This is a genomic window from Collinsella sp. LCP19S3_B7 (assembly GCF_052121795.1).
In the GTDB taxonomy this organism is placed as follows: domain Bacteria; phylum Actinomycetota; class Coriobacteriia; order Coriobacteriales; family Coriobacteriaceae; genus Collinsella.
Window position 1 is genome coordinate 21711 of the sequence record NZ_JBQKDO010000013.1, and the last position, 22913, is coordinate 44623.

The 22913-nt window shown below is 60.1% G+C and carries 19 protein-coding genes and 1 riboswitch; of the genes, 4 read left to right on the forward strand and 15 right to left on the reverse strand.

What is annotated here, in order from left to right; all coding sequences use genetic code 11:
• Positions 1–43: 43 nt before the first annotated feature.
• The 5 genes from ACTQW0_RS06575 to yqeB form a co-directional block, all read right to left on the reverse strand.
• Entirely contained in the window at positions 44–229 is a 186-nt protein-coding gene (locus ACTQW0_RS06575; protein ID WP_022094280.1) for a type Z 30S ribosomal protein S14, read from the reverse strand.
• 79 nt (positions 230–308) lie between these two features.
• Positions 309–866, reverse strand: a complete 558-nt coding sequence (rplE, locus tag ACTQW0_RS06580; RefSeq protein WP_154516073.1) for a 50S ribosomal protein L5 — start codon at positions 864–866, stop codon at positions 309–311.
• A gap of 385 nt (positions 867–1251) precedes the next feature.
• Positions 1252–1848 carry a solute carrier family 23 protein gene (locus tag ACTQW0_RS06585; protein ID WP_441567415.1) on the reverse strand — a complete coding sequence of 199 codons (597 nt, stop codon included), beginning with the start codon at positions 1846–1848 and terminating at the stop codon, positions 1252–1254.
• Between the two features lie 403 nt (positions 1849–2251).
• Complete coding sequence (locus ACTQW0_RS06590; protein WP_441057657.1) at positions 2252–3295, reverse strand: XdhC family protein; 1044 nt, start codon at positions 3293–3295, stop codon at positions 2252–2254.
• Positions 3296–3304: 9 nt separating this feature from the next.
• Positions 3305–4099, reverse strand: coding sequence for a selenium-dependent molybdenum cofactor biosynthesis protein YqeB (gene yqeB, locus ACTQW0_RS06595; RefSeq protein ID WP_441535670.1), 795 nt, complete (start codon positions 4097–4099; stop codon positions 3305–3307).
• Between the two features lie 102 nt (positions 4100–4201).
• Here yqeB and yqeC point away from each other — a divergent pair, with 102 nt between their 5' ends.
• Positions 4202–4939 (forward strand): selenium cofactor biosynthesis protein YqeC, encoded by a 738-nt coding sequence (gene yqeC, locus ACTQW0_RS06600; protein WP_441567418.1) that lies wholly within the window; start codon positions 4202–4204, stop codon positions 4937–4939.
• A 112-nt stretch (positions 4940–5051) separates the two neighbouring features.
• Here the strand turns inward: yqeC and hydA are convergent, their stop codons facing one another.
• From hydA to dpaL, 6 genes are all read right to left on the reverse strand, one after another.
• Entirely contained in the window at positions 5052–6419 is a 1368-nt protein-coding gene (gene hydA, locus ACTQW0_RS06605; RefSeq protein WP_441567420.1) for a dihydropyrimidinase, read from the reverse strand.
• 8 nt (positions 6420–6427) lie between these two features.
• On the reverse strand, positions 6428–7042 hold the full coding sequence (locus ACTQW0_RS06610; protein WP_441567422.1) for a nucleotidyltransferase family protein: 615 nt from the start codon (positions 7040–7042) through the stop codon (positions 6428–6430).
• A 180-nt stretch (positions 7043–7222) separates the two neighbouring features.
• The gene (gene arcC / locus ACTQW0_RS06615; RefSeq protein ID WP_441567424.1) at positions 7223–8173 is read right to left on the reverse strand and encodes a carbamate kinase; all 951 of its coding nucleotides are present in this window, start codon (positions 8171–8173) and stop codon (positions 7223–7225) included.
• A 14-nt stretch (positions 8174–8187) separates the two neighbouring features.
• Complete coding sequence (gene ygeW / locus ACTQW0_RS06620; protein WP_441567426.1) at positions 8188–9390, reverse strand: knotted carbamoyltransferase YgeW; 1203 nt, start codon at positions 9388–9390, stop codon at positions 8188–8190.
• Between the two features lie 203 nt (positions 9391–9593).
• Positions 9594–10979: a YgeY family selenium metabolism-linked hydrolase gene (locus ACTQW0_RS06625; RefSeq protein ID WP_441567428.1), complete on the reverse strand. Its 1386-nt coding sequence runs from the start codon at positions 10977–10979 to the stop codon at positions 9594–9596.
• Positions 10980–11220: 241 nt separating this feature from the next.
• On the reverse strand, positions 11221–12435 hold the full coding sequence (gene dpaL / locus ACTQW0_RS06630; RefSeq protein WP_441567430.1) for a diaminopropionate ammonia-lyase: 1215 nt from the start codon (positions 12433–12435) through the stop codon (positions 11221–11223).
• Positions 12436–12712: 277 nt separating this feature from the next.
• Between dpaL and ACTQW0_RS06635 the strand changes: the two genes are divergently transcribed.
• A complete protein-coding gene (locus ACTQW0_RS06635) occupies positions 12713–13366 on the forward strand; it encodes a helix-turn-helix transcriptional regulator (RefSeq protein ID WP_441567432.1) in 654 nt (217 codons plus the stop codon).
• A gap of 123 nt (positions 13367–13489) precedes the next feature.
• Positions 13490–14179 carry a hypothetical protein gene (locus tag ACTQW0_RS06640; RefSeq protein ID WP_441567434.1) on the forward strand — a complete coding sequence of 230 codons (690 nt, stop codon included), beginning with the start codon at positions 13490–13492 and terminating at the stop codon, positions 14177–14179.
• Positions 14180–14216: 37 nt separating this feature from the next.
• Here ACTQW0_RS06640 and ACTQW0_RS06645 read toward each other — a convergent pair whose 3' ends face one another.
• A complete protein-coding gene (locus ACTQW0_RS06645) occupies positions 14217–15539 on the reverse strand; it encodes an ATP-binding protein (RefSeq protein WP_441567436.1) in 1323 nt (440 codons plus the stop codon).
• A gap of 268 nt (positions 15540–15807) precedes the next feature.
• Positions 15808–15898, forward strand: a riboswitch (SAM riboswitch).
• Between the two features lie 8 nt (positions 15899–15906).
• Between ACTQW0_RS06645 and ACTQW0_RS06650 the strand changes: the two genes are divergently transcribed.
• A complete protein-coding gene (locus ACTQW0_RS06650; RefSeq protein ID WP_441567438.1) occupies positions 15907–16329 on the forward strand; it encodes a hypothetical protein in 423 nt (140 codons plus the stop codon).
• 67 nt (positions 16330–16396) lie between these two features.
• On the opposite strand, the gene ACTQW0_RS06655 is transcribed toward ACTQW0_RS06650, so the two are convergent.
• From ACTQW0_RS06655 to ACTQW0_RS06665, 3 genes are read right to left on the reverse strand one after another with little or no spacing between them, the layout of a single operon-like run.
• The gene (locus ACTQW0_RS06655; RefSeq protein ID WP_441567440.1) at positions 16397–18520 is read right to left on the reverse strand and encodes a GmrSD restriction endonuclease domain-containing protein; all 2124 of its coding nucleotides are present in this window, start codon (positions 18518–18520) and stop codon (positions 16397–16399) included.
• Positions 18521–18560: 40 nt separating this feature from the next.
• Complete coding sequence (locus ACTQW0_RS06660; RefSeq protein ID WP_441567442.1) at positions 18561–21653, reverse strand: type I restriction endonuclease subunit R; 3093 nt, start codon at positions 21651–21653, stop codon at positions 18561–18563.
• A 2-nt stretch (positions 21654–21655) separates the two neighbouring features.
• Positions 21656–22912 carry a restriction endonuclease subunit S gene (locus ACTQW0_RS06665; RefSeq protein ID WP_154514675.1) on the reverse strand — a complete coding sequence of 419 codons (1257 nt, stop codon included), beginning with the start codon at positions 22910–22912 and terminating at the stop codon, positions 21656–21658.
• Position 22913 lies beyond the last annotated feature (1 nt).

The window sequence follows — 22913 nt, forward strand, 5'->3', positions numbered from 1 at the left end:
GTTTTCCCTGTTCCAAACGGATGCTTGAAACGCTGGTAGTGACTTACCAGCTGGCCTTCTTAACGCCGGGAAGCTCGCCCTTGAGTGCAAGCTCGCGGAAGCAGACACGGCACAGGCCGAACTTGCGGTACACAGAGTGCGGACGGCCGCAGCGCTGGCAGCGCGTGTACTCACGAGTAGAGAACTTCTGCTTGCGATTGCACTTGACGATCATCGATGTCTTAGCCACTTATATCCTCCTCACATAGAGTATTGTTCGCCCCAAGCGCCGTCCCCTTGTGGGAACGGCGCTTATAGGGCAGGTGAACCTATTTCTTGAACGGGAAACCAAAGGCGTCCAGAAGGGCCTTGGCCTCCTCATCGGTGTTGGCGGTGGTCACGAAAGTGATGTCCATACCACGCTGGTGATCGACGGAGTCAAAGTCGATCTCGGGGAAGATGAGCTGCTCGGTGACGCCCATGGAGAAGTTACCACGGCCGTCGAAGCTCTTGGCGGAGATGCCGCGGAAGTCGCGGATACGGGGGATAGCGACGGAGGTCAGACGATCGAAGAACTCCCACATACGGTCGCCACGCAGGGTAACCTTGCAGCCGATCGGCATACCAGCGCGCAGGCGGAAGGTAGCGATGGACTTGCGGGCACGGGTGATCATCGGCTGCTGGCCGGTGATGGCGCGCAGGTCGCGCACGGCACCGTCGATGGCCTTGGAATCGGTAGCGGCCTCGCCGACACCCATGTTCACGACGATCTTCTCAAACTTGGGGATCATCATGACGTTCTCGTACTGGAACTTGTCCTGAAGCTGCTGCTTGACCTCGTTGTTGTACTTGGCCTTCAGACGCGGCACATACTTCTCTTCTGCCATTGTTCACTCCTTCTTGGGGTTTTAAGCACGGGGCGTGGCCACGGCGGGTTGTCCTCGTGCCTCCTGACTGCATCCGCGCCGCTCATGGCATTTCGCGGTTTGGAATCGACGCAGCAGGAGCCGACAAAACAATCGGTACTATACGCGCATTGGGTGCGTATTTCCAGAAAAACATCGTCTGCCTGCACAACTCCACAACTCCCTCGCACAAATGGGTCCCTAGGGGACGGAGGAAAACGGATCACTTGGGTCGCCTGGCCCTCTGAGTGATCCATTTTCCTCCGCCCCCAGGGGATCAAAATGGAAGTCGCGGTGAAATAGGGGCTGTTTGACGGCCTAACAGGCTTAAACAATCCGTATTTCACCGCAACTCATATATGGGGCGTTATTTTTTGCGAGGCAGGACCAGGTTGAGGACGACGGCGACAAGTGCGGCGACGGCAATGGAGGATCCGCCAAAGACGGTGTCGACCCATGCGGGGAATCCAGCGCCAGCAAGCGCGCCGGCCGTGCGCTCAATGCCCGTGCCAAAGGCGATAGAGAGACCCATGAGCGTGGTATCGCGCTGAGACAGGCCGTGGCGGGAAAACATGACCACACCGTTCATGCCGATGGTTGCGAACACGCCAATGGTGGCGCCGCCGATCACCGGTTGCGGAACGGACGTGAGCACTGCCGCGCACTTGGGCAGCAGGCCCGCGACGAGCAGAATGGCGGCTGCGAGCGTAAAGACCATACGGTTGACGACCTTGTTCTCGGCGATGATGCCCACATTCTGGCCAAAGGTTGCCGTGGGGACGCCGCCCAAAAAGCCCGAGAGCATACTGACGAGACCATTGGCGATCAATCCGCCCGAGATCTGACTATCGGTCGCGGGGGTATCGAGCGCAGCAGAGGACACGGCGGCAAACTCTCCCATAACCTGCACGGCGTTCACGATGGCCACAACGCCCACCACGGCGCACGCCGCTGGATCGAACACCAGACGATGGGCGCCAAACTCCTATGGCACAGGTAACATTTTGACCCGCATGCGGCAGAGGGTTGGGGTAGCTAATTTGGGACGGGGCTCTTTTAGCTACCCAACAGTGAGCGAACGCCTCGAGATGATTTTTCTGGGACGGGGATTAAAAAATTATTCTGTCATGTATGCGATTGGCGAGTAGTCAATTTGGGACGGGGCTATTTTAGCTACCCCGGCTGGTGGCACGACGGTTAGGTTGATTGACGGACGGGGCAGCTAAAATAGCCCCGTCCCAAATTGACTACTCAGCGACAAAGCTCTGCTTTCAGAATGATTTTTTAATCCCCGTCCCAGAAAAATCATCGAGCAGGCAGGGTAGCTAAAAGAGCCCCGTCCCAAATTAGCTACCCCTGGGATGCGACTAGCGCTTGCGGGGGACGAGCTTGGTGCGACGCAGATGGATCATCTCGGCGGCGATGGAGATGGCGATCTCTTCGGGGTCCTCGGCCTGAATGGCAACGCCGATCGGCAGGTGCAGCTCGTCGATCTGGTCCTGCGTAAAGCCTTCCTGCTCCAATCGAGCCCGCACAAAGGCCGTCTTGCGGCGCGAACCCAGGCAACCCAAATAGGCGGGCTTGGCGCGCAAGGCCTGAATCACCACATCGATATCGGACTTGTGGCCCGCCGTGGCGACGACTACCAGATCGCGCGGACCGATGGGGCATTGCTCGTCCAGGTTCTTGTAGTCGACCAGACGACGGTCGTAGACGCCGGGTACCCATTCGGGCGTCAACGTGCCGGGGCGGTCATCGCACGCCACGACGGCAAAGCCCGCCGCCGTGAGCACGCGCGCCGTCGCGGCGCCCACGTGACCGCAGCCAAAGATGTAGGTCAGGCCCTCGGGGCAAAGCGTCTCGATGTGCGCCGGGGGAATCTCGGAGGCGGCGTTGGTGTAGGTGACCTTACTCCCCTCTTCCGTCAGCGAAAGCCCGGGGCAACCCACAATGGTGCGGCGCGACTCCTCGCCATGGTATTCGGCAGCGTCGCTTTCGAGCGCGCTTGCGATAAACGGTTCAAAGTCGATGACGAAGTCGCCGATGCGTCGATACGCCAAGACGTCGGCAACCGACTGGAACAACGGCGCCCGCGATACATCCAGGTGCAGATAGCACAGGCAGATGGCTCCGCCGCAGATCATGCCGGTATCGGAGTTCTCGCCGCCCATGGTGTAGCGGACCAGACGCGATTGCCCTGCGGCCAACAGCTCGCGCGCCTCGTCCAGCGCAAGGAGCTCAATCTTACCGCCGCCGATGGTGCCCGCTTGGCTGCCATCGGCAAAGACGGCCATCCAGGCGCCCACGCCGCGCGGCGATGACCCTGCCGTGCCGGCAACTACCACCAGCTCGCACGTCTTACCGGCCTTCAGAGCGCCAAGCGCAGCATTCACCACATCGAGCTTTTCCATCGTCGCTTCCTATCCCCTAAAAACGTCGGTGAACATGGCGAGCGCCTCGAGTACGCCGCCGCCGACCGACGTCGCCTTGTCCGAAATATAGTTGATATAGCTGGCATCGCCGCGCGGGTCGACGTCGGCGCATTTAAAGCCCTCGGTCACCAGAACGCCGTCGGCCAAAAGGCCGCGCAAGCAGCCGTCAATCTGCGTGACCATGGGAGTGTCGCCCGCATACCCGATCACATCGCCGGCACTCACGATGTCGCCAATCACATGGTCGGACCTAAACACGCCGGCGGCGGGGCTGTGGATAACGCGCTCCTTGCCATAGCCGGCGATGACACCCGGCACGCCCGTATTGGGCTGGGGCGAGCCCTGGGTGATGACGCGGCCGAGGAAATGCCCGCGCATGGTCTCGACCACGGCATCGCAATCGACCGGCGCGGTAAAGCCCGGTCCTACGGCGATGACGACAGGCGCCATATCGCGCGTGGTGCCCAAGTTGCGCTTGGCCAGGATCGCGTCGACCACAGCAGCGGGCTTAAGTTCGCCGAGCATCTTGGCCTGGGGATCCACCACAACGGCAACATCTCCGGCCTGGGTAATTGCAAGCGCCTCTGCCGGCGTCTGCGCCAAGCGAGCGCGAATGCCCTCGACCTGAACCTCGCCCAGGCGAATGGCCTCGCAAAAACTGATTGTGCGACGGATGCACGTGGGAACCGCGATATCGGCCATGACAACCGACACGCCGGCGCGCACCAAACGGGCGGCGACGCCCGTGGCGATATCGCCGGCGCCGCGAACATAAACGAGCATTTTCGGGGCACCTCCCTGTGCTACGGTTTGAGCAGAGCAAAAGCGGTTCGACCGCTACTCTGATGATTATTTATTATCAAAGTATTATACGGCGGTGAACAGATGGAAACGACGAGCGGAAACCTTGCCTCCGCGCTCAAGCTCGAGCCGGGCATCACCGCAATTATCGGCAGCGGTGGCAAGTCGACCTTGCTCAAGGCGCTCGGCCTTGAGCTTATGCGCGCGGGCGGCCGCGTGCTCCTCTGCACCACCACGCATATGTTTCCCGTCGCCGGCGTGCCATGGGACGGGTCGAGTCGTCGCCTGGACGCCGCACCTTGGAAGCCGGGCGCCTCACATGTCCCCGGTTGCACCTGCGAGGCCTGCGCGGGCCTTGCGCGGGGAAGCATCTGCCAATCAGGTGTCTTGGACCCCGAGACGGGCAAGCTCTCCGCCCCCGCCGAGCCGCTCGGCAAGCTGGCACAGCGCTTTAACTACGTCTTGGCCGAGGCGGACGGCAGCAAGCGGCTCCCGCTCAAGGCCCACGCCGCCTGGGAGCCGGTGATTCCCTCTGGCACGGCCAACATCGTCTGGATCGTTGGCGCCTCGGGGCTCGGCAAGCCCATCAACGAAGCCGTCCACCGCCCCGCGCTCTTTTGCGAGCGTTGCGGCTGCGAGACCACCGACATCGCCACGCCCGAGCGCGTCGCCCAGGTGCTCAATGCCGAGATGCAGGCGCTGAGGCTCGACGCCGCGCACGTCATACTCAACCAAGTCGACGCGCTCAGCGACCCCACGATGGCCGACCGCTTCGAGGCTGCCCTCGGCCGTCCCGTCGTCGCCACCAGCCTCCAGGGGTAGCTAATTTGGGACGGGGCTCTTTTAGCTACCCCATGTTGAGAGAAAATCATCAGGTAGGCAGGGTAGCTAAAAGAGCCCCGTCCCAAATTAGCTACCCTGGCGGCACCCCCTGCTAGCGGGGCACGTAGCGACCGGGCTGGGCTCCGGTGGGCTCGCCATCGCGCGCCACCAGCACGCCGTTGACGTAGACGGCCCTGGCGCGGCCATGCGCCTCAAAGCCCTCGAGCGGCGTGTAGTCCACGGCCTGATGCTGCGTCGCCGCGCGAATGGTCCAGCGCGCCTGGGGATCCCACACGCACACGTCGGCATCGGAGCCCTCGGCAAGACAGCCCTTGCGCGGGTACATGCCAAACACGCGCGCCGGGTTCTCGCTCATCAGGCGGCAGAGGTCCTCGGGGCCCAGCTGTCCCTCAAAGCTCGTGGCAATCGCGACGGGACGATGCTCCACGCCGGGCCCGCCGTTGGGAATCGCGCGGAAGTCGTCGCGCCCGCGGTCCTTTTGCCCGTGCAGATTAAAGCTGCAGTGGTCGGTGGCGATGGTATCGATCTCGCCGGCCACAAGTGCCTCGCGCAGAGCCGCACGGTCGCCGGCATGGCGCAGTGGCGGACTCATCACATACTTGGCACCCGCAAAGCCGTCCTCTCCCTGCTCCAGATAGCAGGTGTCGTCGAGCATCAGATACTGAGGACAGGTCTCGACATAGATGTTCTTCTGCCCGCGCGCCTTGGCAGCGCGAATGGCCTCGAGCCCCAGCTTGGTCGAAAGGTGCACCACGTTGACCGGAGCGTCCCCTGCCAGGTGCGCCAGATACAGCAGACGGCTCACGGCCTCGGCCTCGCACACGTCCGGACGGCTGAGCGCATGCCCCTCGGGCCCATGAATCCCCTGTTCGTACACGCGCTTCTGCAGTTCATTCACCAACGTGCCGTTCTCGCAATGCACGCACAGGATACCGCCCACGCGCTTAAGCTCCTCCAGCACCTCGAGCGTCTCGGCATCGTCCAGGCGCAGGTGGTCGTAGGCAAAGTAGGTCTTGAACGACGATACACCCGCCTCGCGCATGGCCGAAAGATCGGCGCGGTTGCGCTCATTCCACTCGGCGAGTGCCATATGAAAAGCGTAGTTTGCCGTGCAGGTGCCGTCGGCGCGATGATGCCACTCGGCCAAGGCGTCGGGCATGGTCACGCCGCGATCGGCCGTCGCGTAGTCCACGATGGTCGTCGTACCGCCGCAGGCAGCCGCGCGCGTACCGGTCTCAAAGCTATCGGCCGTCCAATCCATGCCAGTCCAGCACTGCATGTGCGTGTGGCCGTCGATAAAGCCGGGGAACACCCAACAGTCGGTGGCGTCCTGGACGGTATCGCCCTCGCCAGGCTCGATTGCCGCGGCGATCCGCACGATCTTATCGCCCTCCATGGCAAGATCGGCGCGGCGAAGCCCCTGGGGCGTCACGAGCGCGCCGTTTTTGATGATGATCATGTTGCTCCTTATTGATTCATACAGTTGGCCACGCGATCAAAATACGAGCAGGCCGCGATATGCTCCGTTATGCGTCGCTGTCCCTTGGCGGTATCGACGTCCCACAGCTCGTAGGCACGCGCCTCGACCAGCACCACGTCGGTGCGGTCCTTGAGAATCGAACCGCCGCCGTCCTTGCCCTCAAGACACATAAGCGCATCGAACAGTTCCGCCGGAAAGAGCACCGGGCTCGAAGGCTCACCGTTGCACGCCAAGCGCACCGGGTGTTTGCGGCCGCGCTCGTCAAACGCGCGAACCATGGCCTCAAAAGAATCCGCGCTCACAAGCGGCTGGTCGCCCGGCAAAAAGAGGCAACCTTTCCAGTTGCGTTCGACTCCCCACGAAAGGCCCGCACGGACGCTTTCGCTGCGCAGCTCGCCCTCGTGCAGCACGCACGGGCAATGCTTGTCCTCGCAAATCTGAGCAACCTCGGACCAACGCGTCGAAACCACAACGTCAAAGCCCCGGGGAACCGAATCGATGGTCCGGGCAATCAGCGGCTCGCCATAGATATCGGCAAGCATCTTGTTAGAGCCAAACCGCTTGCCCTCGCCCGAAGCCATAATGACGCAACCAAGTTTCATCTTCGCAAACCTCCCCTGGTTGCCTTGGACACCATAGTTGCTATACCCACCATACCAAGCTCGCACTCCGTCGGAACAGGCGCACGCTCGTTTTTCCAGCGAGCGCCCCTCGGCTCTCTGTAACACAAAGGAGGGCATCCCGCAGCGCAGGACACCCTCCTCTACATCAGTACGATATGCCTACTCGGCGTTGCCAGTAAACGTGGTACCGGTCTTGCCGGCAAGGCCATCGCGCGCCTTCTCGAGCAGCGTGATGAGCGCCGTGCGGCCCGGCTTGCTCTCGGCAAACGTCGAGGCGGCCTGAACCTTGGGCAGCATGGAGCCGCGACCGAACTCGTTGGCCTCGGACAGACGCTTAACGTCGGCAGCGGTCAGCGTGTCGAGCCACTGCTCGTGGTCGGTGCCAAAGCCAATGGCAACCTTCTCCACAGCCGTCAGGATGATCAGGGCATCGGCGTCGAGCTGCTCAGCGAGCTTCTCGGCCGCAAAGTCCTTATCGATGACGGCGGCAGCGCCCTTAAGGTGGTTGCCCTGGGACTTGGTGACGGGAATGCCGCCACCGCCGCAGGAGATCACCACATGGTTGGACTCGACGAGTGACTTGATGGTGTCGAGCTCGACGATGTTCACGGGCTTGGGCGAGGCAACCACGCGACGGAAGCCCTGCTTCTCGTCGTGGATGAACTGATAGCCGCGGTCGGCCTCCAGCTCCTTGGCCTCGGCCTCGCTCATCCACGGACCGATCGGCTTGACCGGGTCGGCAAAGGCCGGGTCGTCCGCCGCAACCTCGACCTGGGTGAGCACGGTGGCGACACCCTTGTCGATATTGCGGTCGAGCATTTCCTCGCGCAAGGCGTTTTGCAGGTCATAGCCAATGTAGCCCTGGCTCATGGCGCCGCAAACGGACAACGGGCAGGGAATGTACTTCTGAGGGTTAGAGCGCGTGAGCTCGGCCATCGCATTGGCGATCATGCCCACCTGGGGGCCGTTGCCATGCACGACGACGACCTCGTTGCCCTCCTCGATCAGGTCGACAATGGCCTTGGAAGTCGTCTTGACGGCCTCCATCTGTTCGGGAAGGTTGGCGCCGAGGGCGTTTCCGCCCAAGGCGACAACAATACGCTTAGCCATTTCTCAGCCCAGCTTTAGGCCTGGAACCAACGGGCGGTGTTTCGCTCGTCGAGGGCCTTGAGGGTGGCGGCGGGATCGGCAACCTTCTGCAGGAACATCATGGCAGCGATGGCATACGGCTTGTAGCTGGCCTCCTTGTACATGCCCACGCGGTGCATGTCGAAGACGTCGGCGTTAACCTCGCCGTGCTCGCAGGAGACACCGGAGATGTCGGCGGGCAGCGGGTGCATAAAGATGGTGTCCTGGCCGTTGGCAGTCTTCTCCATGAGCTCGGTCGTGGAGCACCAATCCTGATGGGTGGCGTTCTGAGCGAGCAGCTCCTTCTCGAGCGCGGCGATGCCGGCGTCGTCGCCCTCGGCGTACAGGTTGGTGCGCTTCTCCATGGCGGCAAACGGAGCCCAGCTCTTGGGGATCACGATGTCGGCGCCCTCGAAGGCCTCGGCGATGGTGTTGACCTGCTTAAAGGTGGTGCCGGACTCGGCGGCATAGCCGCGGGCGCGCTCGACGACCTCGGGCATAAGGTCGTAGCCCTCGGGGTGAGCCAGGGTGACGTCCATGCCAAAGCGGGGCAGCAGGCTGATCAGCGACTGCGGGCAGGACAGCGGCTTGCCGTAAGAGGGCGAATAGGCCCAAGTGACGGCAACCTTCTTGCCCTTGAGGTTCTCAAGGCCGCCAAACTCGTTGATGAGGTAGAGCATGTCGGCAGAGGACTGCGTGGGGTGGTCGGAATCGGACTGCAGGGAGATGAGCGTGGGACGGTGATCCAGAACGCCGTCCTCGTAGGCCTGCTGGACAGACTCGGAGACCTCGGCCATGTAGGCGTCACCCTTGCCGATGTACATGTCGTCGCGGATGCCGATGACGTCGGCCATGAAGGAGATCATGGTAGCGGTCTCGCGGACGGTCTCGCCGTGGGCGATCTGGGACTTCTTCTCGTCAAGGTCCTGCAGCTCAAGGCCAAGCAGGTTGGCGGCCTTAGAGAAGGAGAAGCGCGTACGGGTGGAGTTGTCGCGGAACAGCGAGACGGCAAGACCGGAGTCGAAGATCTTAGACGAAACGTTGTTCTCACGCAGCTCGCGCAGGGCGTCGGCGACGATGTAGAGAGCCTTGAGCTCATCGGTGGTCTTGTCCCAGGTGTGCAGGAAGTCGCTGCCGTACATACCCTTAAAATCGAGGCCGTTCAGCTGCTCGACGAGCTCGGTAAACTTAGCGTCCATGTAAATATCCTTTCTAAAGGTGAAACGATCGCAATGAGTAGATGTGCTCTCCGGCATGCGCGTGTGGCTAGAACATGCAGAGCACCATGACGAGGACCCGCCACCGTTGAGGAAGCATGGGAGATAACGACCGCGGGCCCCAAGTCAACAGGGGGTGCCGGGGACACGAGCGGCCCCCGGCTCAACAAGATCGAGGAATGGGACTAATCGATCTTGTTGTTGGTCAGACCGGCGCGGAACACGGTGGCGTCGCCATCGGCCTGGCTCGGATCGTAGAGGTTCAGGGCAGCCACGTACATGGCGGCAGCGGTGACCAGGTCGTCCTTGTAGGTGACCTCGTTGGGAGCGTGAGCCTGAGACTCGGCACCCGGGCCAAAGCCCACGCAGGGAATGCCGTAACGACCCTGGATGGAGACGCAGTTCGTGGAGAAGGTCCACTTGTCGCACAGCGGGCGACCGGTGCGCTTGTCCATGCTGGGCTCGCAGCCGATGCGCTCGTCACCAAACATGGCCTTGTGGGCGTCGACGAGGGCCTTGACGTGCGGAGCGGTCTCCTTGTTGATCCACGTGGGGAAATAAGCCTCGGTCTCGTAGACCTCGCCGGTCCAGGACGGACGGTCATACATGTACATGGAGACCTTCACGTCGTCGCCGTACTTCTTGGCGGCCGGCAGGTTGCGGATCTCGTCCAGGCAGGACTCCCAGGTCTCACCGGCGGTCATACGACGGTCGATGGAGATGGCGCAGGAGTCAGCGACAGCGCAGCGGCTGGGGCTGGTGTAGAAAATCTGGCTGACGGTGCAGGTGCCGCGGCCCAAGAAGCGAGCATCCTCGTAGTGCTCGGGGTTGTACTTGGGGTCGAGCATCTTGACGAGGCCCTTGATGTCGGTCGACTCGTCGCAGCCGTTGTTGTTGAGGGCGCGGACGTCGGCGATGATGTCGGCCATCTTGTAGATGGCGTTGTCGCCGCGGTCGGGAGCGGAGCCGTGGCAGGAGGTGCCGTGAACGTCGACGCGGATCTCCATGCGGCCGCGGTGACCGCGATAGATGCCACCGTCGGTGGGCTCGGTGGAAATGACGAACTCGGGCTTAATGCCGTCCTTGTTGTAGATGTACTGCCAGCACATGCCGTCGCAGTCCTCTTCCTGGACGGTACCGACGACCATGATCTTGTAGCCCTCGGGGATAAGGCCCATGTCCTTCATCATCTTGGCAGCGTAGGTAGCGGAGGCCATGCCGCCCTCCTGGTCGGAGCCGCCGCGGCCGTAGATGATCTCGTCGGTCTCGTAGCCCTCATAGGGATCGGCGTCCCAGTTCTCGATGTTGCCGATGCCGACGGTGTCGATGTGGGAGTCGATGGCGATGATCTTGTCGCCCTCGCCCATAAAGCCCATGACGTTGCCCAGGCCGTCGACCTTGACCTCGTCATAGCCGAGGTTCTCCATCTCGGCCTTGATGCAGGCAACAACCTCGCCCTCCTCGCAAGACTCAGAGGGATGGGAGATCATAGCGCGCAGGAAGCGAGTCATATCAGCACGATGGGACTCAGCAGCAGCCTTGATAGCGTCAAAATCGAGTTCTTTAGCCATAACAGTCAACCTTTCTACAAGGGTTTACCTACAGGTGGATTTCTTTCAGATAGATCACTTGTGCCAAGCAGCGTGAGGTCGAGTACCCGGCAAGCAAGTAAACGTAGGGTGGCGGAGCATATGTTTGCTCCGTCGCGAGTTCCGCACGCAAAGGAAAGCACTTAATGTGCTTTCCGTCTTGCGCAGGACTGTTCGAGCAGGGAGTAAACATATGCTCCGCCACCCGGACAGGTTAGGCTCGCTAACAGGTGGGATACTCGCCCTCCCAGACGATGCGACGGTACTGATCCGGATCCGTGTCGCCCTCGGTGGAGAAGCAGAGCACGGAGCTCGTCTTATCCAGGCCGATGAGCTCCTTGAGCTCGGTGTACTCGGGGTCGAGCATGAGAGTCTCGACCAGGCCGGTGGTCACAGCGCCGGACTCGCCGGAGATGACGCGCGGGTCGCCCTTCTCGGGAGCGCCCAGGATGCGCATGCCGCGAGCGGTAACCCAGTCGGGGCAGGACACGAAGGCGGTGGCGTGGTTGCGCAGGATATCCCAGCCCAGAATGTTGGGCTCGCCGCAGCACAGACCGGCCATGATGGAGGGCATGTCGCCGTCCACGATGTGCGGGTCGCCGTCGCCGGCGGCAGCGCCCTTGTACAGGCAGGCGGCAGGCGCGCACTCGACCACGACGAAGGTGGGCGGGTTATCGGGATACAGGTTGGTGAAGTAGCCCACCACGGCGCCGGCCAGCGAGCCTACGCCAGCCTGGACAAAGACGTGCGTCGGGCGGTTGATGGCCATCTCGCGCAGCTGCTCGGCAGCCTCGGAAGCCATGGTGCCGTAGCCCTCCATAATCCAGGACGGAATCTTCTCGTAGCCCTCCCAGGCGGTGTCCTGGACGATGACGCCGCGCTCGCAGGCATCGGCCTCGGCGGCGGCCATGCGCACGCACTCATCGTAGTTGACCTCTTCGATGGTCACCGTGGCTCCCTCGGCGGCGATGTTATCGAAGCGGGGCTTGGTGGAACCCTTGGGCATGTGCACGACAGCCTTCTGGCCCAACTTGTTGGCAGCCCATGCCACGCCGCGGCCATGGTTGCCGTCGGTGGCGGTAAAGAATGTGGCCTGGCCAAAGTCCTTGGCAAGCTGATCGGAGGTCAGGTAATCGAAGGTGCACTCGGCAACGTCCTTGCCGGTCTCGTCGGCAATGTAGTTGGCCATGGCAAACGAACCACCCAGGACCTTAAAGGCATTAAGGCCAAAGCGATAGCTCTCGTCCTTGACGCACAGATTGGACAGGCCCAGGCGCGCGGCCTGGCCGTCCAGGCGGGCAAGCGGAGTGACGGTGTACTGGGGGAACGACTGGTGGAAGGCGCGGGCCTTCTTCACGTGGTCGAGGCTCATGATTCCCAAGTGCTTGTCATCGCTCTTGGGCATCGTGTTGCCCGCCCACTGGATCTTATCGGCCATACGGTGAACTCCTTAAGTCCTCTCTTGCCGGCCCCCGCATACGCGTTTCAGCCCATTCCCATTCATGAGACTGAACTTTTATGTGGATGCCAAACAAAAAGTTTGTTAGCAATGTTCTATCACACTTTTTGATTGGTAAACCTAACAAATTGTTTGTTGCCGTAATCGGTACCTTTTCGCCGACGAACGGTTACATAACGCAGCGGCACTTTCGTTATTTGCGAACAAGTGGGGTTTATGGCAAAGTGTGCCCAAACTAATTTTTAGGAAGGCACCCATGACCCCCGCACAGATTGAGTTTTTTAAGCGCCTTGCACACGGCCTGGCGCTCCAGTTTGGCCCCAACTGCGAAATCGTCGTCCACGATCTGGAGACCGAGGACGTGGACCACTCCATCGTGGTAATCGAAAACGGCCATGTAAGCGGGCGCAAGCTGGGTGACGGTCCCAGCCATATTGTGTTTGAGTCCATGCACGAGGACACCACCGACGTGCACGACCGCGAGCCATACCTCACCAAAACCGCCGATGGCAAGCTGCTTAAGTCCTCGACCATCTTTATCCGCAACGACGAGGGCAAGCCTGTCGGCATTTTGGGCATTAACTTTGACATTACGCTCATGAAAGCTTTTGAGCGCTCGCTCGATGCCTTTACCGGCACCGACGGCACGGGCTACACCGAGCCCGAGCCCATTACCAAAACCATCGGCGACCTGCTCGAAGATCTGCTGCGCGAGTGCGAGCAATACGTGGGCAAGCCCGCAGCCCTTATGACCAAAGATGAGCGCATTCGCGCCATTGGCTACCTCGACCGTCGCGGCGCCTTCCTCATTTCCAAGTCGAGCGAGCGTGCCTGCGAGTTCTTTGGCATCTCTAAGTACAGCTTCTATAGCTACCTCAACGAGGCAAAGGCTGCCGCCGGCGACAAGTAGGCAACTCGGCCGGATCGCCCTCCCCTTTTGGGCGTGAGTTCTGGAATGCACGAATCCAAGACTCGGCCGCAAGGCAAGTTCCATATAATCGAAGGACGAGACAGTTCGAAAGGATGGAGCAAGATGGGGTCGAACAGCGCATTACGCAACGACCGCAGAGGCTTCGCTTCTGGCGCCAGGCATGCGAAACGCGCGTTTGACGAGGGCGAAGACGATCTGTTTGCGTTGAGCCTCGACGACGTGATGAGCGACCGCCCCTGGAGAGCCGACGAGCTCATGGGCGACGGAACCCATTCGGCAGGCGATCCTTCCGAGACGGCATCGTTTATCGCCGCGGCGCAGCATCTTGCGCCCGAACCGCCCGTTGCAGATCTCGACGACTTTGCGACCCGTCAGTTTGCCTTCGATTCCTGGGCTGATGCCGATCTGGACGAAACATCTTCCGGCGCGCCGACGCTCGGCGAGCCGGTAAATCCGCTTGTCGCCGCGTCCGCTTCCGAATACGAGCCGGACGACCATGCGCAAGCTATACCCACATCCTCATACACCGATAGCCACACTGATAACGACGATTATTATGGCGACTACTACGCCGCAGAAGAGGCGCCGCGCTTTTTGGATTTCAATCCAGTAGCAAAGATTATCTTTATAGCGATCGTCGTAGTGCTGCTTGGCGTCATTGCGTTTGAGGGATTCCAGCTGTTCCGCAGCCCTGTCGAGTCCGAATCGGCAACGCAGCAAAAAGAGGACGAGAGCAACGACTACCTCGACGTCAACAACCTCAAGGGCGACCCCAACGACGGGGACGAGTAGCGAGGGCTGAGGGAGGGCCGGAAGAGCCGGCGGCACGTTACGGCTCCAAAAGCCCTGCCATAAAGATGGGTAGATACAGCACGTTACCATCGCGGTGAAGATTACATTCCGCAAGTACCAGGGCGCGATCGATGCCGTAGCCCTTCGTCGCGAGCGCGTTGTCGAGTGCCGCGTGGGACTTAAAGCTCTTGCCCGATTTGACCTCGATAGCAAGCACTTCCCCATCGAGCGTCTCCTCCACAAAATCGAGCTCGCCGACCTTTTTAGACGTAAAGTAGCGCAATCTGAATCCGTGGGCTTTGAGCTCTTGCGCGACAAAGCCCTCAAACGCCGCCCCCATATTCATGCCAAAGGGGCCTTCTGCCTCTCCATCAAATACCCCTTGGGCAACCTTCTTGGAATACGACGACATGAGCATTCCGGTGTCCAAGTAAAACAGCTTAAACAGATTTCGCTGCTCCCCCAATAAAAGGGGTGCCACGGGCGCCGTTACGTTAAACACGGGAAGCGCAACTCCTGCCTCCGACAACCAGAGAAAATGATCTGTCACCTGCGAAAAACGTTTGACGCCGTTAATCGACGACAGCTTGAATCGCTTGTTTTTGGAGCCAGCCTCGCTGGGAATCAAATCGTAGATATCGCGAATAACCAAGCGTAGCTCGGGCGGAGCGTACTTTGCGATGTCATCGCGATACAGGGCGTGAAGATCGCGGTGGATGTTTCGAACCTCGTCGACATTGCGCGTCGCCAAGAAGGAATTGACCGCGTCGGGCATGCCTCCCACCACCACATACTGATGGAACAGATCGAGCAAGCGGTCATACAGGTAGCCGGGGAGCTCCTCCTCATCCTTTAGACAGCCCCTGAGCATGTCAAAGACGCTGGCACCAACGCCATTTGCCCAGCAAAACTCCTCAAAGTCGAGCGGATACATCTGGACCTGCTCGACATAGCCCACCGGCAGGGAATCGATGCCCTCGAGCTCAACGCCAAGGAGCGATCCGGTAAGGATGTATCGAAAGTCGCCGCGCTGGACCAGGTATTTGATAAACGTCACCACGTTGGGGCATCGCTGCACCTCATCGATAACCACGACGGTCTTGTTCGCAACCATCGGCTGCGTCGCAGCGATAGACATGCGCATAAGCAGGTCGTCCGCACTTTTCGCCGCCAAAAACGAATCGCGCACGGACACGTCGGCGATAAGGTCGAACGTCACGACATTTTCGAACGATTCGTTTGCAAAGACGTTGACCAGATATGACTTTCCTACCTGTCGGGCGCCCTTGACCAAAAGAGCCTTGTTAGGCGACGAGGCAAGCCAAGATTCAAACTGTGCTTTCGCTTTTCTCTGCAGCATAAGCGCACCCCTTATTACGTGCTGTTTTAGCACTAGGATACACTTTTCCGTAGTTGAATGACGGTCGAATCGACACTTTTCCGTAATTTGGGCGGCTCGAATTTGACACTTTTCCGTACTATTATAAGGCTGATTTCGACACTTTTCCGAATGTTGGCCGAATAATTGCCGCGCAATCAAGCGCCGTCTGCACATCATTTCGCAGGCGGCGCTTGATTTGTGTCCGCGCGCGCTGATAGACTCCATCGTGCCCGCAAGGAGCGGGCGCGTTTTATCCAGAGTCGGGGTAGAGAGTTGGCTCCACGATCCCGACGCCAACCGGCCAAGAGGCACGGTGGCCCTGCCAACATCGATGAAAGGAGTCCGTATGGACAATTTCTCTGTGCGCAGTGAGCGCAATTTCCACAACCTGGCAGCCAAGCCAAAACGAATGTATCTTCTGGACAAGCCGAACGGCTATGCCTCGGCCATGGTCAAGAGCAGTCTCTCCCACCAGATGCGCTTTACGGTACAGGTGCTCGAGGAAGAGCTCTGTGCTGCTGGCAATCCGCACGTACTGCAGATCAAGCTGCTCGGAAACGACTCGCGTGAGCCGTCGAGTTGGAAGCTGCTTGCAGACGGCACGTGCGTCGCGGACGGCTCGGGTGACTTTGCCCGTGAGTGCTTCTGCGAGGGAGCCGAGGTGTTTTTGGACCTGTGTCGCGATGCCGTGCGCGCGGCCGAACTGCACCAGTGGAGCCAGAGGGAGTACGAGCTGCTGAGCGCGGCGCACGGGATTGCGGGAGTGTAGACAAGCGGATGAGCCATCGATGATTTTGAGCTGGCAAGGGCCGGGAATTAGATTCCCGGCCTTCAACCTAGCACTGCTTTATGAGATCGAGCACCGCGGAGATATCGTCAGCGCTACGGAGTGCAACATAGGTCGGCATACCCGGCCCAAATCCGCCCTGCGTGCGTTTGTCCTGGCACATATCCTCCGGGTCAATCAGCTCGTCCACACTCTTTGCCAAGCCAACGGCAATCCAGCCGCCGTTGCTAGTCCTGCCTTCTAACACGGCATGCAGTTTTCGCTTGCCCGACCTGAAGCCTACATAGTACTTGGCTATATAGGACTCCCACGAAGGGTTACCACTCAGAACAGACTCGCGTATCTCATCGAAAAGCTTCTGGTTGAGTCCGCCTTCAGCAAAAGTAGGGTGATTCTCCTGCAGAGTCCAGACAGGAGCCTCGTCAGACTCCCCGCGAGAGGGGCGATACTTGTCGATGACATCTGCCGGAAGATCGGGGTACTTCCATATCTCGCACGCCTCTTTCGCCAGCTCGTCCGCACGCTGCCTAATCTCCTCCTCGCCCCATTTTTCATGCGAGACAATCGATTTGTTTAGGTAGAGCGGGCTGCACTTAAATCCGACGTCAGGCAGATTGAGCTTGTCCGAGAACGACCGGTTTGAGTACTCCTGGTTGTAGCCCGTCAGCGTAAGATTTCCCAAGTTGTTGCACAGCCTGTCGTGGACGTCTTCCCAGTTCTCACCAAGCGATTCCTTCCAGCCGTGCTCATCATCAATCGTCTGGGGCATGACGTGCTCGATCTGGTAATCGTCAGCCGAGATGGGCTCCTTCGGGTGGTGCCAGTTCTCCATGCGTTCCAGGTAATAGCGCTTTTTGGAGAAGCGGTTGTAGCAGTCGCGCGTCTTAAACTCCTCGACAAAATACTCGTCTGTCGGGAAGTACGCAGTCATGCCACTGCCATGGATAAGGAGCATCGCCGTAACGTACTCCTCTATATCGTCCTGCTGCTCAAGATTGCGATACATGCCAGCAAAGAAATTATTTAGGCCCGTGGTAAGCCTGCCGCAAACCGCACGCCTGAACAGGAACGACTCGATAGTCTCGCAGATACGTAGAAACGCATTGCGGCTTAGCCCATTCCCCTCGTAAACCGAGTAAAGCAACATTAAGAGGGGCCTTATCTGCTTCACGTCGAGGCTTACGATTCTGCCGAACACTCGGCGCAGTCCGTCGTCCTTCTCCTTACCAAGGAACAGGCTGGCGTATCTATGTGCATACCCGCGCAGCTCCTTAAGCAGGCCCTCGGTGTCACCATCGTAGTCGTCGGTGAAATAGCGCTTAAACTCGTAGTAGGCCTCGTTCTCCTTTGGCATCCTATTGGGAACTTTAAGCCACAGCCAGTACCAGATAAATGCATTGAACTCGTCCTCGCCGCCTTTTCCGAACAAGTGCTCGAGTGGATGCCAGTAACCCTCGTAAAGCTTGGTCTGTTCGTCGTTGGGAAGCGACATTAGAACGTAGTTACGGATGAGGTCAATGGGCGTGAGCGGCTTGCCCTTGGAGTTCATGGACTCAAATATGAGCTGGGCATTGTCAACGCCAGCGGTGAGCTTAGTGTCGATGACCTGCACGCGGTTTAGCCCCGCCCAAAGCCTTGCCGGATCGAATGATTTCCCGCGCATCTTTTCGCGGAAGAACGCATGGTTCTCGACAATGCGATCCGATTTTTCATCCGGCACGGGAGACCCGGATACGATGGAGAACAGCGTCTCCTTATCGTCCTGCGAGAGCACCAGCTTGTAGCACGCCAGACCGTTGTAGTCATCATCGTTAAAGAGATAGTTCTTCCGAAGCGCTGAGATCTTGAGGTCGCCAAGGAAGCCGGCCTTGTCGGGATTGTTCTCCAGATAATCAGCCAAGGCAGCGATCATCAACGAAAACGTCGTCATTCGCTGCTGCCCGTCGATTAGAAGCACGCGCGATATACTCGTGGCAGAGCTCTCGGACTCGGGGATATAAAGCATTGACCCCACGAAGTGCGATACGCCATCACGACCCGCTCGCATGACGTCATCCCAAAGCACCTCGCACTCTTTGACACTCCACGAGTAAACTCGCTGGTACACGGGAATGACGAACTGCATCTTCGCCACGCCCATAAGGTCGAGTAGATTTGCCTCGGTTGCTTTCATTTGCGGTTGTCCCCTTTTTCCAACATCAATCTCAGGAATCCTACTTGAACTTCTCCACCAGCAACTGCCCGATGGCGCTCATCATGGCGCGATACTTCTCACTGTCCTCAAAGAGGCTGGTGAAGGAGTCCGTGTTCTCCACGTAAGCTCTACGTGCCTCCTCGTCAAACACCTTGGGCAGCAGGCTCGATTCGAAGACCTGTCTGCCATCGCGGCGGATAGTATCGGCGACCTGCGGGTTGTCGGCGATGCGCTTCCATAGCGTATCGATCACCACGCGGTCTCCCTCGGTAAAGTTGCCCGCCCACTGCTCGTTGAACTTGTCCACGAGCACCTGCAGCGGGTCGCGCTTCTTGTCGGGCACAACAGTCTTGGCCGAGCCGCCGGGTTCGAGCACTCCGCCAGTACCCTCGAGCGAGATGCTCCCCTCGAACTCGCGCTTGAGCTTGTAGAAGCGCATCTCGACCTTGTCGTCCACCGCCTCGACGGAAATCTTCTCGACCTTGAGGAGATGACGCAGGTAGCTTAGATACACGTACTCCTTATGCAGGTCACGGTCGAACATGCGCACGATCTGGGTGATGTAGGTGTACCACTTGCAGAAGCTGCGCACCTTGCGACGGACCTGATAGCGCTCATCATCGTCAAGCTCGTTGTAGCGCGCGACCGCCGGCTTCAAGACGGCCGCGAGCTTACCCTGCACGTTGCCTTGCGATTTGCCCTTGCCATCGGTGAAGACTATCTCGGCAGCCGCCTCGATATCGGACTCGTCATAGAGCCCGTAGCCGCGGATGTCGGTCTGTACCTGGTAGAGGAGGTCGGTGTTGATCTGCTCGGAGAGCAACGTCTCGGTGTAGAAGCGCTCGAACGCCTTCTGGATGTCCTCGGGCTTGTTGACGAAGTCGAGGATGTAGGTGTCCTCCTTGTCCGGGTGGATGCGGTTGACGCGGCAGAGCGTCTGGACCGCCTTCACGTCCTTGAGCTTCTTGTCCACCACCAGCGTGTGCAACAGGGGTTCATCGAAGCCCGTCTGGTACTTCTCGGCGACGACGAGCACGTCGCCGTAGTTGTGGAACTCGGCCTTCGTCTGGCTTTCGGCGACGCGTTGGCCGTCGTGGCCGACGTTAAGGGACGGTTCGGTGTACTCGGGGCCGTCGGGGCCATCCGCGGGATCGCTGATGCCTCCCGAGAATGCCACCAGCACCTCGATGTCGTCGTATCCCTTCTTCTGCATATAGCGCTTGATCTCGTGGTAGTAGCGAACCGTCGCGAGGCGCGACGCCGTGACCACCATCATCTTGCCCTTGCCGCGGATCTTGGTGCGCGTTACGTTGCGGAACGTCTCCACGATGATCTCGGCCTTCTGGCCGAGAGCGTAGGGGTGCAGCTCCTTGTACTTGCGGAGCAGCTTGAGCGTGGGACTGCTCGGCACGTCGGGGTTGTCGGGGACCGTGCGCGCGAGCTCGACCGCCTCCGAATAGCTCACGTAGTTGGCGAGGGGGTCCATGATGAAGCCCTCCTCGATTGCCTGGCGCATCGAGTAGATATGGAACGGATGGAAGGTCCCGTCGGGCCACTCGTCGCCGAACATCTCGAGCGTCTGCTCCTTCGGCGTGGCGGTGAAGGCCACGAAGGTCAGGTTCCGGTGACGGCCGTGGCTCGCGAGCTCGTCGGCGAGCTGGTCCTCCCAATCGGCTGCGGCCTCCTCGGCCTCCGCCTCGATCTCGGCGTACTCCTCGAGCGCGTCGCGCTTGTCGGCAAGGGCGCTCTTGAGCTTGAGCGCACTCGTTCCCGTCTGGGACGAGTGAGCCTCGTCGACGATGATGGCGAATCGCTTGCCCTCGCTCTCGACCTGCTCGTAGATCACGGGGAACTTCTGCAGGGTCGAGACGATGAGGCGGGCGCCGCCGTTGATGGCGTCCCGCAGGTCGGCCGAGGTCTTGTCCTTGCCGATGGTCACGACCGATCCTATGGCGTGGTCGAAGCCCGCAATGGTCTCCTGCAGCTGGCTGTCGAGCACTCGGCGGTCGGTGACGACGATCACGGAATCGAAGAGCGGGGCGTCGTCCACGAAGAGGGAAGCCAGGCGATAGGCCGTCCAGGCGATGCTGTTTGACTTGCCCGACCCCGCCGAATGCTGCACGAGGTAGTTCTTGCCAGTCCCGTTCGCGCGCACGTCGGCGATAACCTTGCGCACGGAGTCGAGCTGATGGTAGCGCGGGAAGATGATGCGCTCCCTCTTGCGCCTCACCTCGTTGCCGCGCGCATCGAGCTCCGTCTCCTCCCTGACCTCCAGGTGGAGGAACTTGTTGACGATGTCGAGTAGGCTGTCCTTCTGCAGGGCGACCTCCCACAGATGGCTCGTGGCATAGCCGTGCGCGTTTGCGGGGTTGCCGGCGCCGCCGTCGTTTCCCGCCCCGGCGGAGCCCTGGTTGAACGGCAGGAAGAAGGTCTTCGAGCCCTCCAGCTTGGTGGTCATGTAGACGTTCTCGAGGTCGACGGCGAAAAACGCCACCATGCGCGTGTTGAACCTGAGGCAGCGGCACCGCGGGTCGCGGTCCTCGCGCCACTGGCGCATGGCGTTCTCGACATCCTGGCCGGTGAACTGGTCCTTGAGCTCTATGCCCACCAGGGGGATGCCGTTCACGTCCAGGACCATGTCGATGGTCTGGTTGCCCGTCTCGGCGAAGTGGAACTGGCGGATGCAGCGGCAGACGTTCTTGGCATAGCGGTCGGCGGCGCTTTCGTTGAGCCCGCTCTCAGGCTTGAAGAATACGACCTTGAACGGGATCCCGCGGTGCTTGAAGCCGTGCTTGAGCACCGAGACCATGCCCAGGCGGTCGACGGCGTCGTTGAAGACCTTGGCGAACTTCGCCGTGGGGTCGGAGTTGCACATGCGCTCGAAGCGATCCCAAGCCTTGGGCTGCGTCGTCTGGATAAAGTTAACCAGAGTCGTAGCGTCGAGCGCACGGTCACGGTGCTCCATATAGCCGCCATTGACCATCTGATAGGTGCCGGCCTCGACGTAAAGAAGCGAGTGTTTGTCATCGCACTTGAGAAAACCGCCCGCAGATGAGCAGAGAAACGACTCGATATCCTCCTCGAGGTTCTTTTCCTTAGTTTGAGCGCCCATACTTAGACCTCCCTTTTTCCAGTAACGGCTTCGTATATGAGCGATTGCTTGTACGCCTTGAGGTCGGCGATGATGGCTTGCTTTGCGGAGACAGCACGGTCGATCTCGTCGCACTTCTCGTCCAAGAAGTCCGCGATGCGGTCGCGCTCGGCGTCGCCGGGCCACGGCAGCTTTATGTACTTGGCTTCCTGCCACTTAAGACCCTGGCGAACGCCTGCGCCCATGCCGTAGAAACCCTTGCGCAGGTCATAGGCGTGCAGGGCGTAGTACATGAACCTCGAGTAGGACGGATTGAGTGGCCGAACGGTAACGTAGGCAGACGTGATGATGCCGCGCTCGGTGGCCCTGCCGACCCTCAGGCTCTTCTGGTCGTTCTGCAGGTCAGTGAACCTGAGAACGATGTCGTTGGGCCCGATGACATTGTAGGTCTCGAAGCTGGCCGGCAGCAGGCCATCGGTGGCATTGATGTCGCGCCTCTTGACCTTGCCGTAGCTGAGGCTGAGAAGATTCGTCTCGATCATGCCCTCGTTTGGGACCTTCGTCTGGACCGCAAGCTGGCCTGCTTGGCGCAACGCCCATTCCGCGGGCACCTCGCCGAGCCACTCGACGCCGCTGTCCTTCATGGGAACATTTGAGTTGAGGCCCTTGGTAATGATCTGGTTGACGATGGAATTCTTGTAGGCCTTGTATTCCTCGATAGACCGCTCGGCGGCAGAGACAGCACGGTCGATCTCGTCGCACTTCTCGTCCAAGAAGTCCGCGATGCGGTCGCGCTCGGCGTCGCCGGGCCACGGCAGCTTTATGTACTTGGCTTCCTGCCACTTAAGACCCTGGCGAACGCCTGCGCCCATGCCGTAGAAACCCTTGCGCAGGTCATAGGCGTGCAGGGCGTAGTACATGAACCTCGAGTAGGACGGATTGAGTGGCCGAACGGTAACGTAGGCAGACGTGATGATGCCGCGCTCGGTGGCCCTGCCGACCCTCAGGCTCTTCTGGTCGTTCTGCAGGTCAGTGAACCTGAGAACGATGTCGTTGGGCCCGATGACATTGTAGGTCTCGAAGCTGGCCGGCAGCAGGCCATCGGTGGCATTGATGTCGCGCCTCTTGACCTTGCCGTAGCTGAGGCTGAGAAGATTCGTCTCGATCATGCCCTCGTTTGGGACCTTCGTCTGGACCGCAAGCTGGCCTGCTTGGCGCAACGCCCATTCCGCGGGCACCTCGCCGAGCCACTCGACGCCGCTGTCCTTCATCTCCCGCATC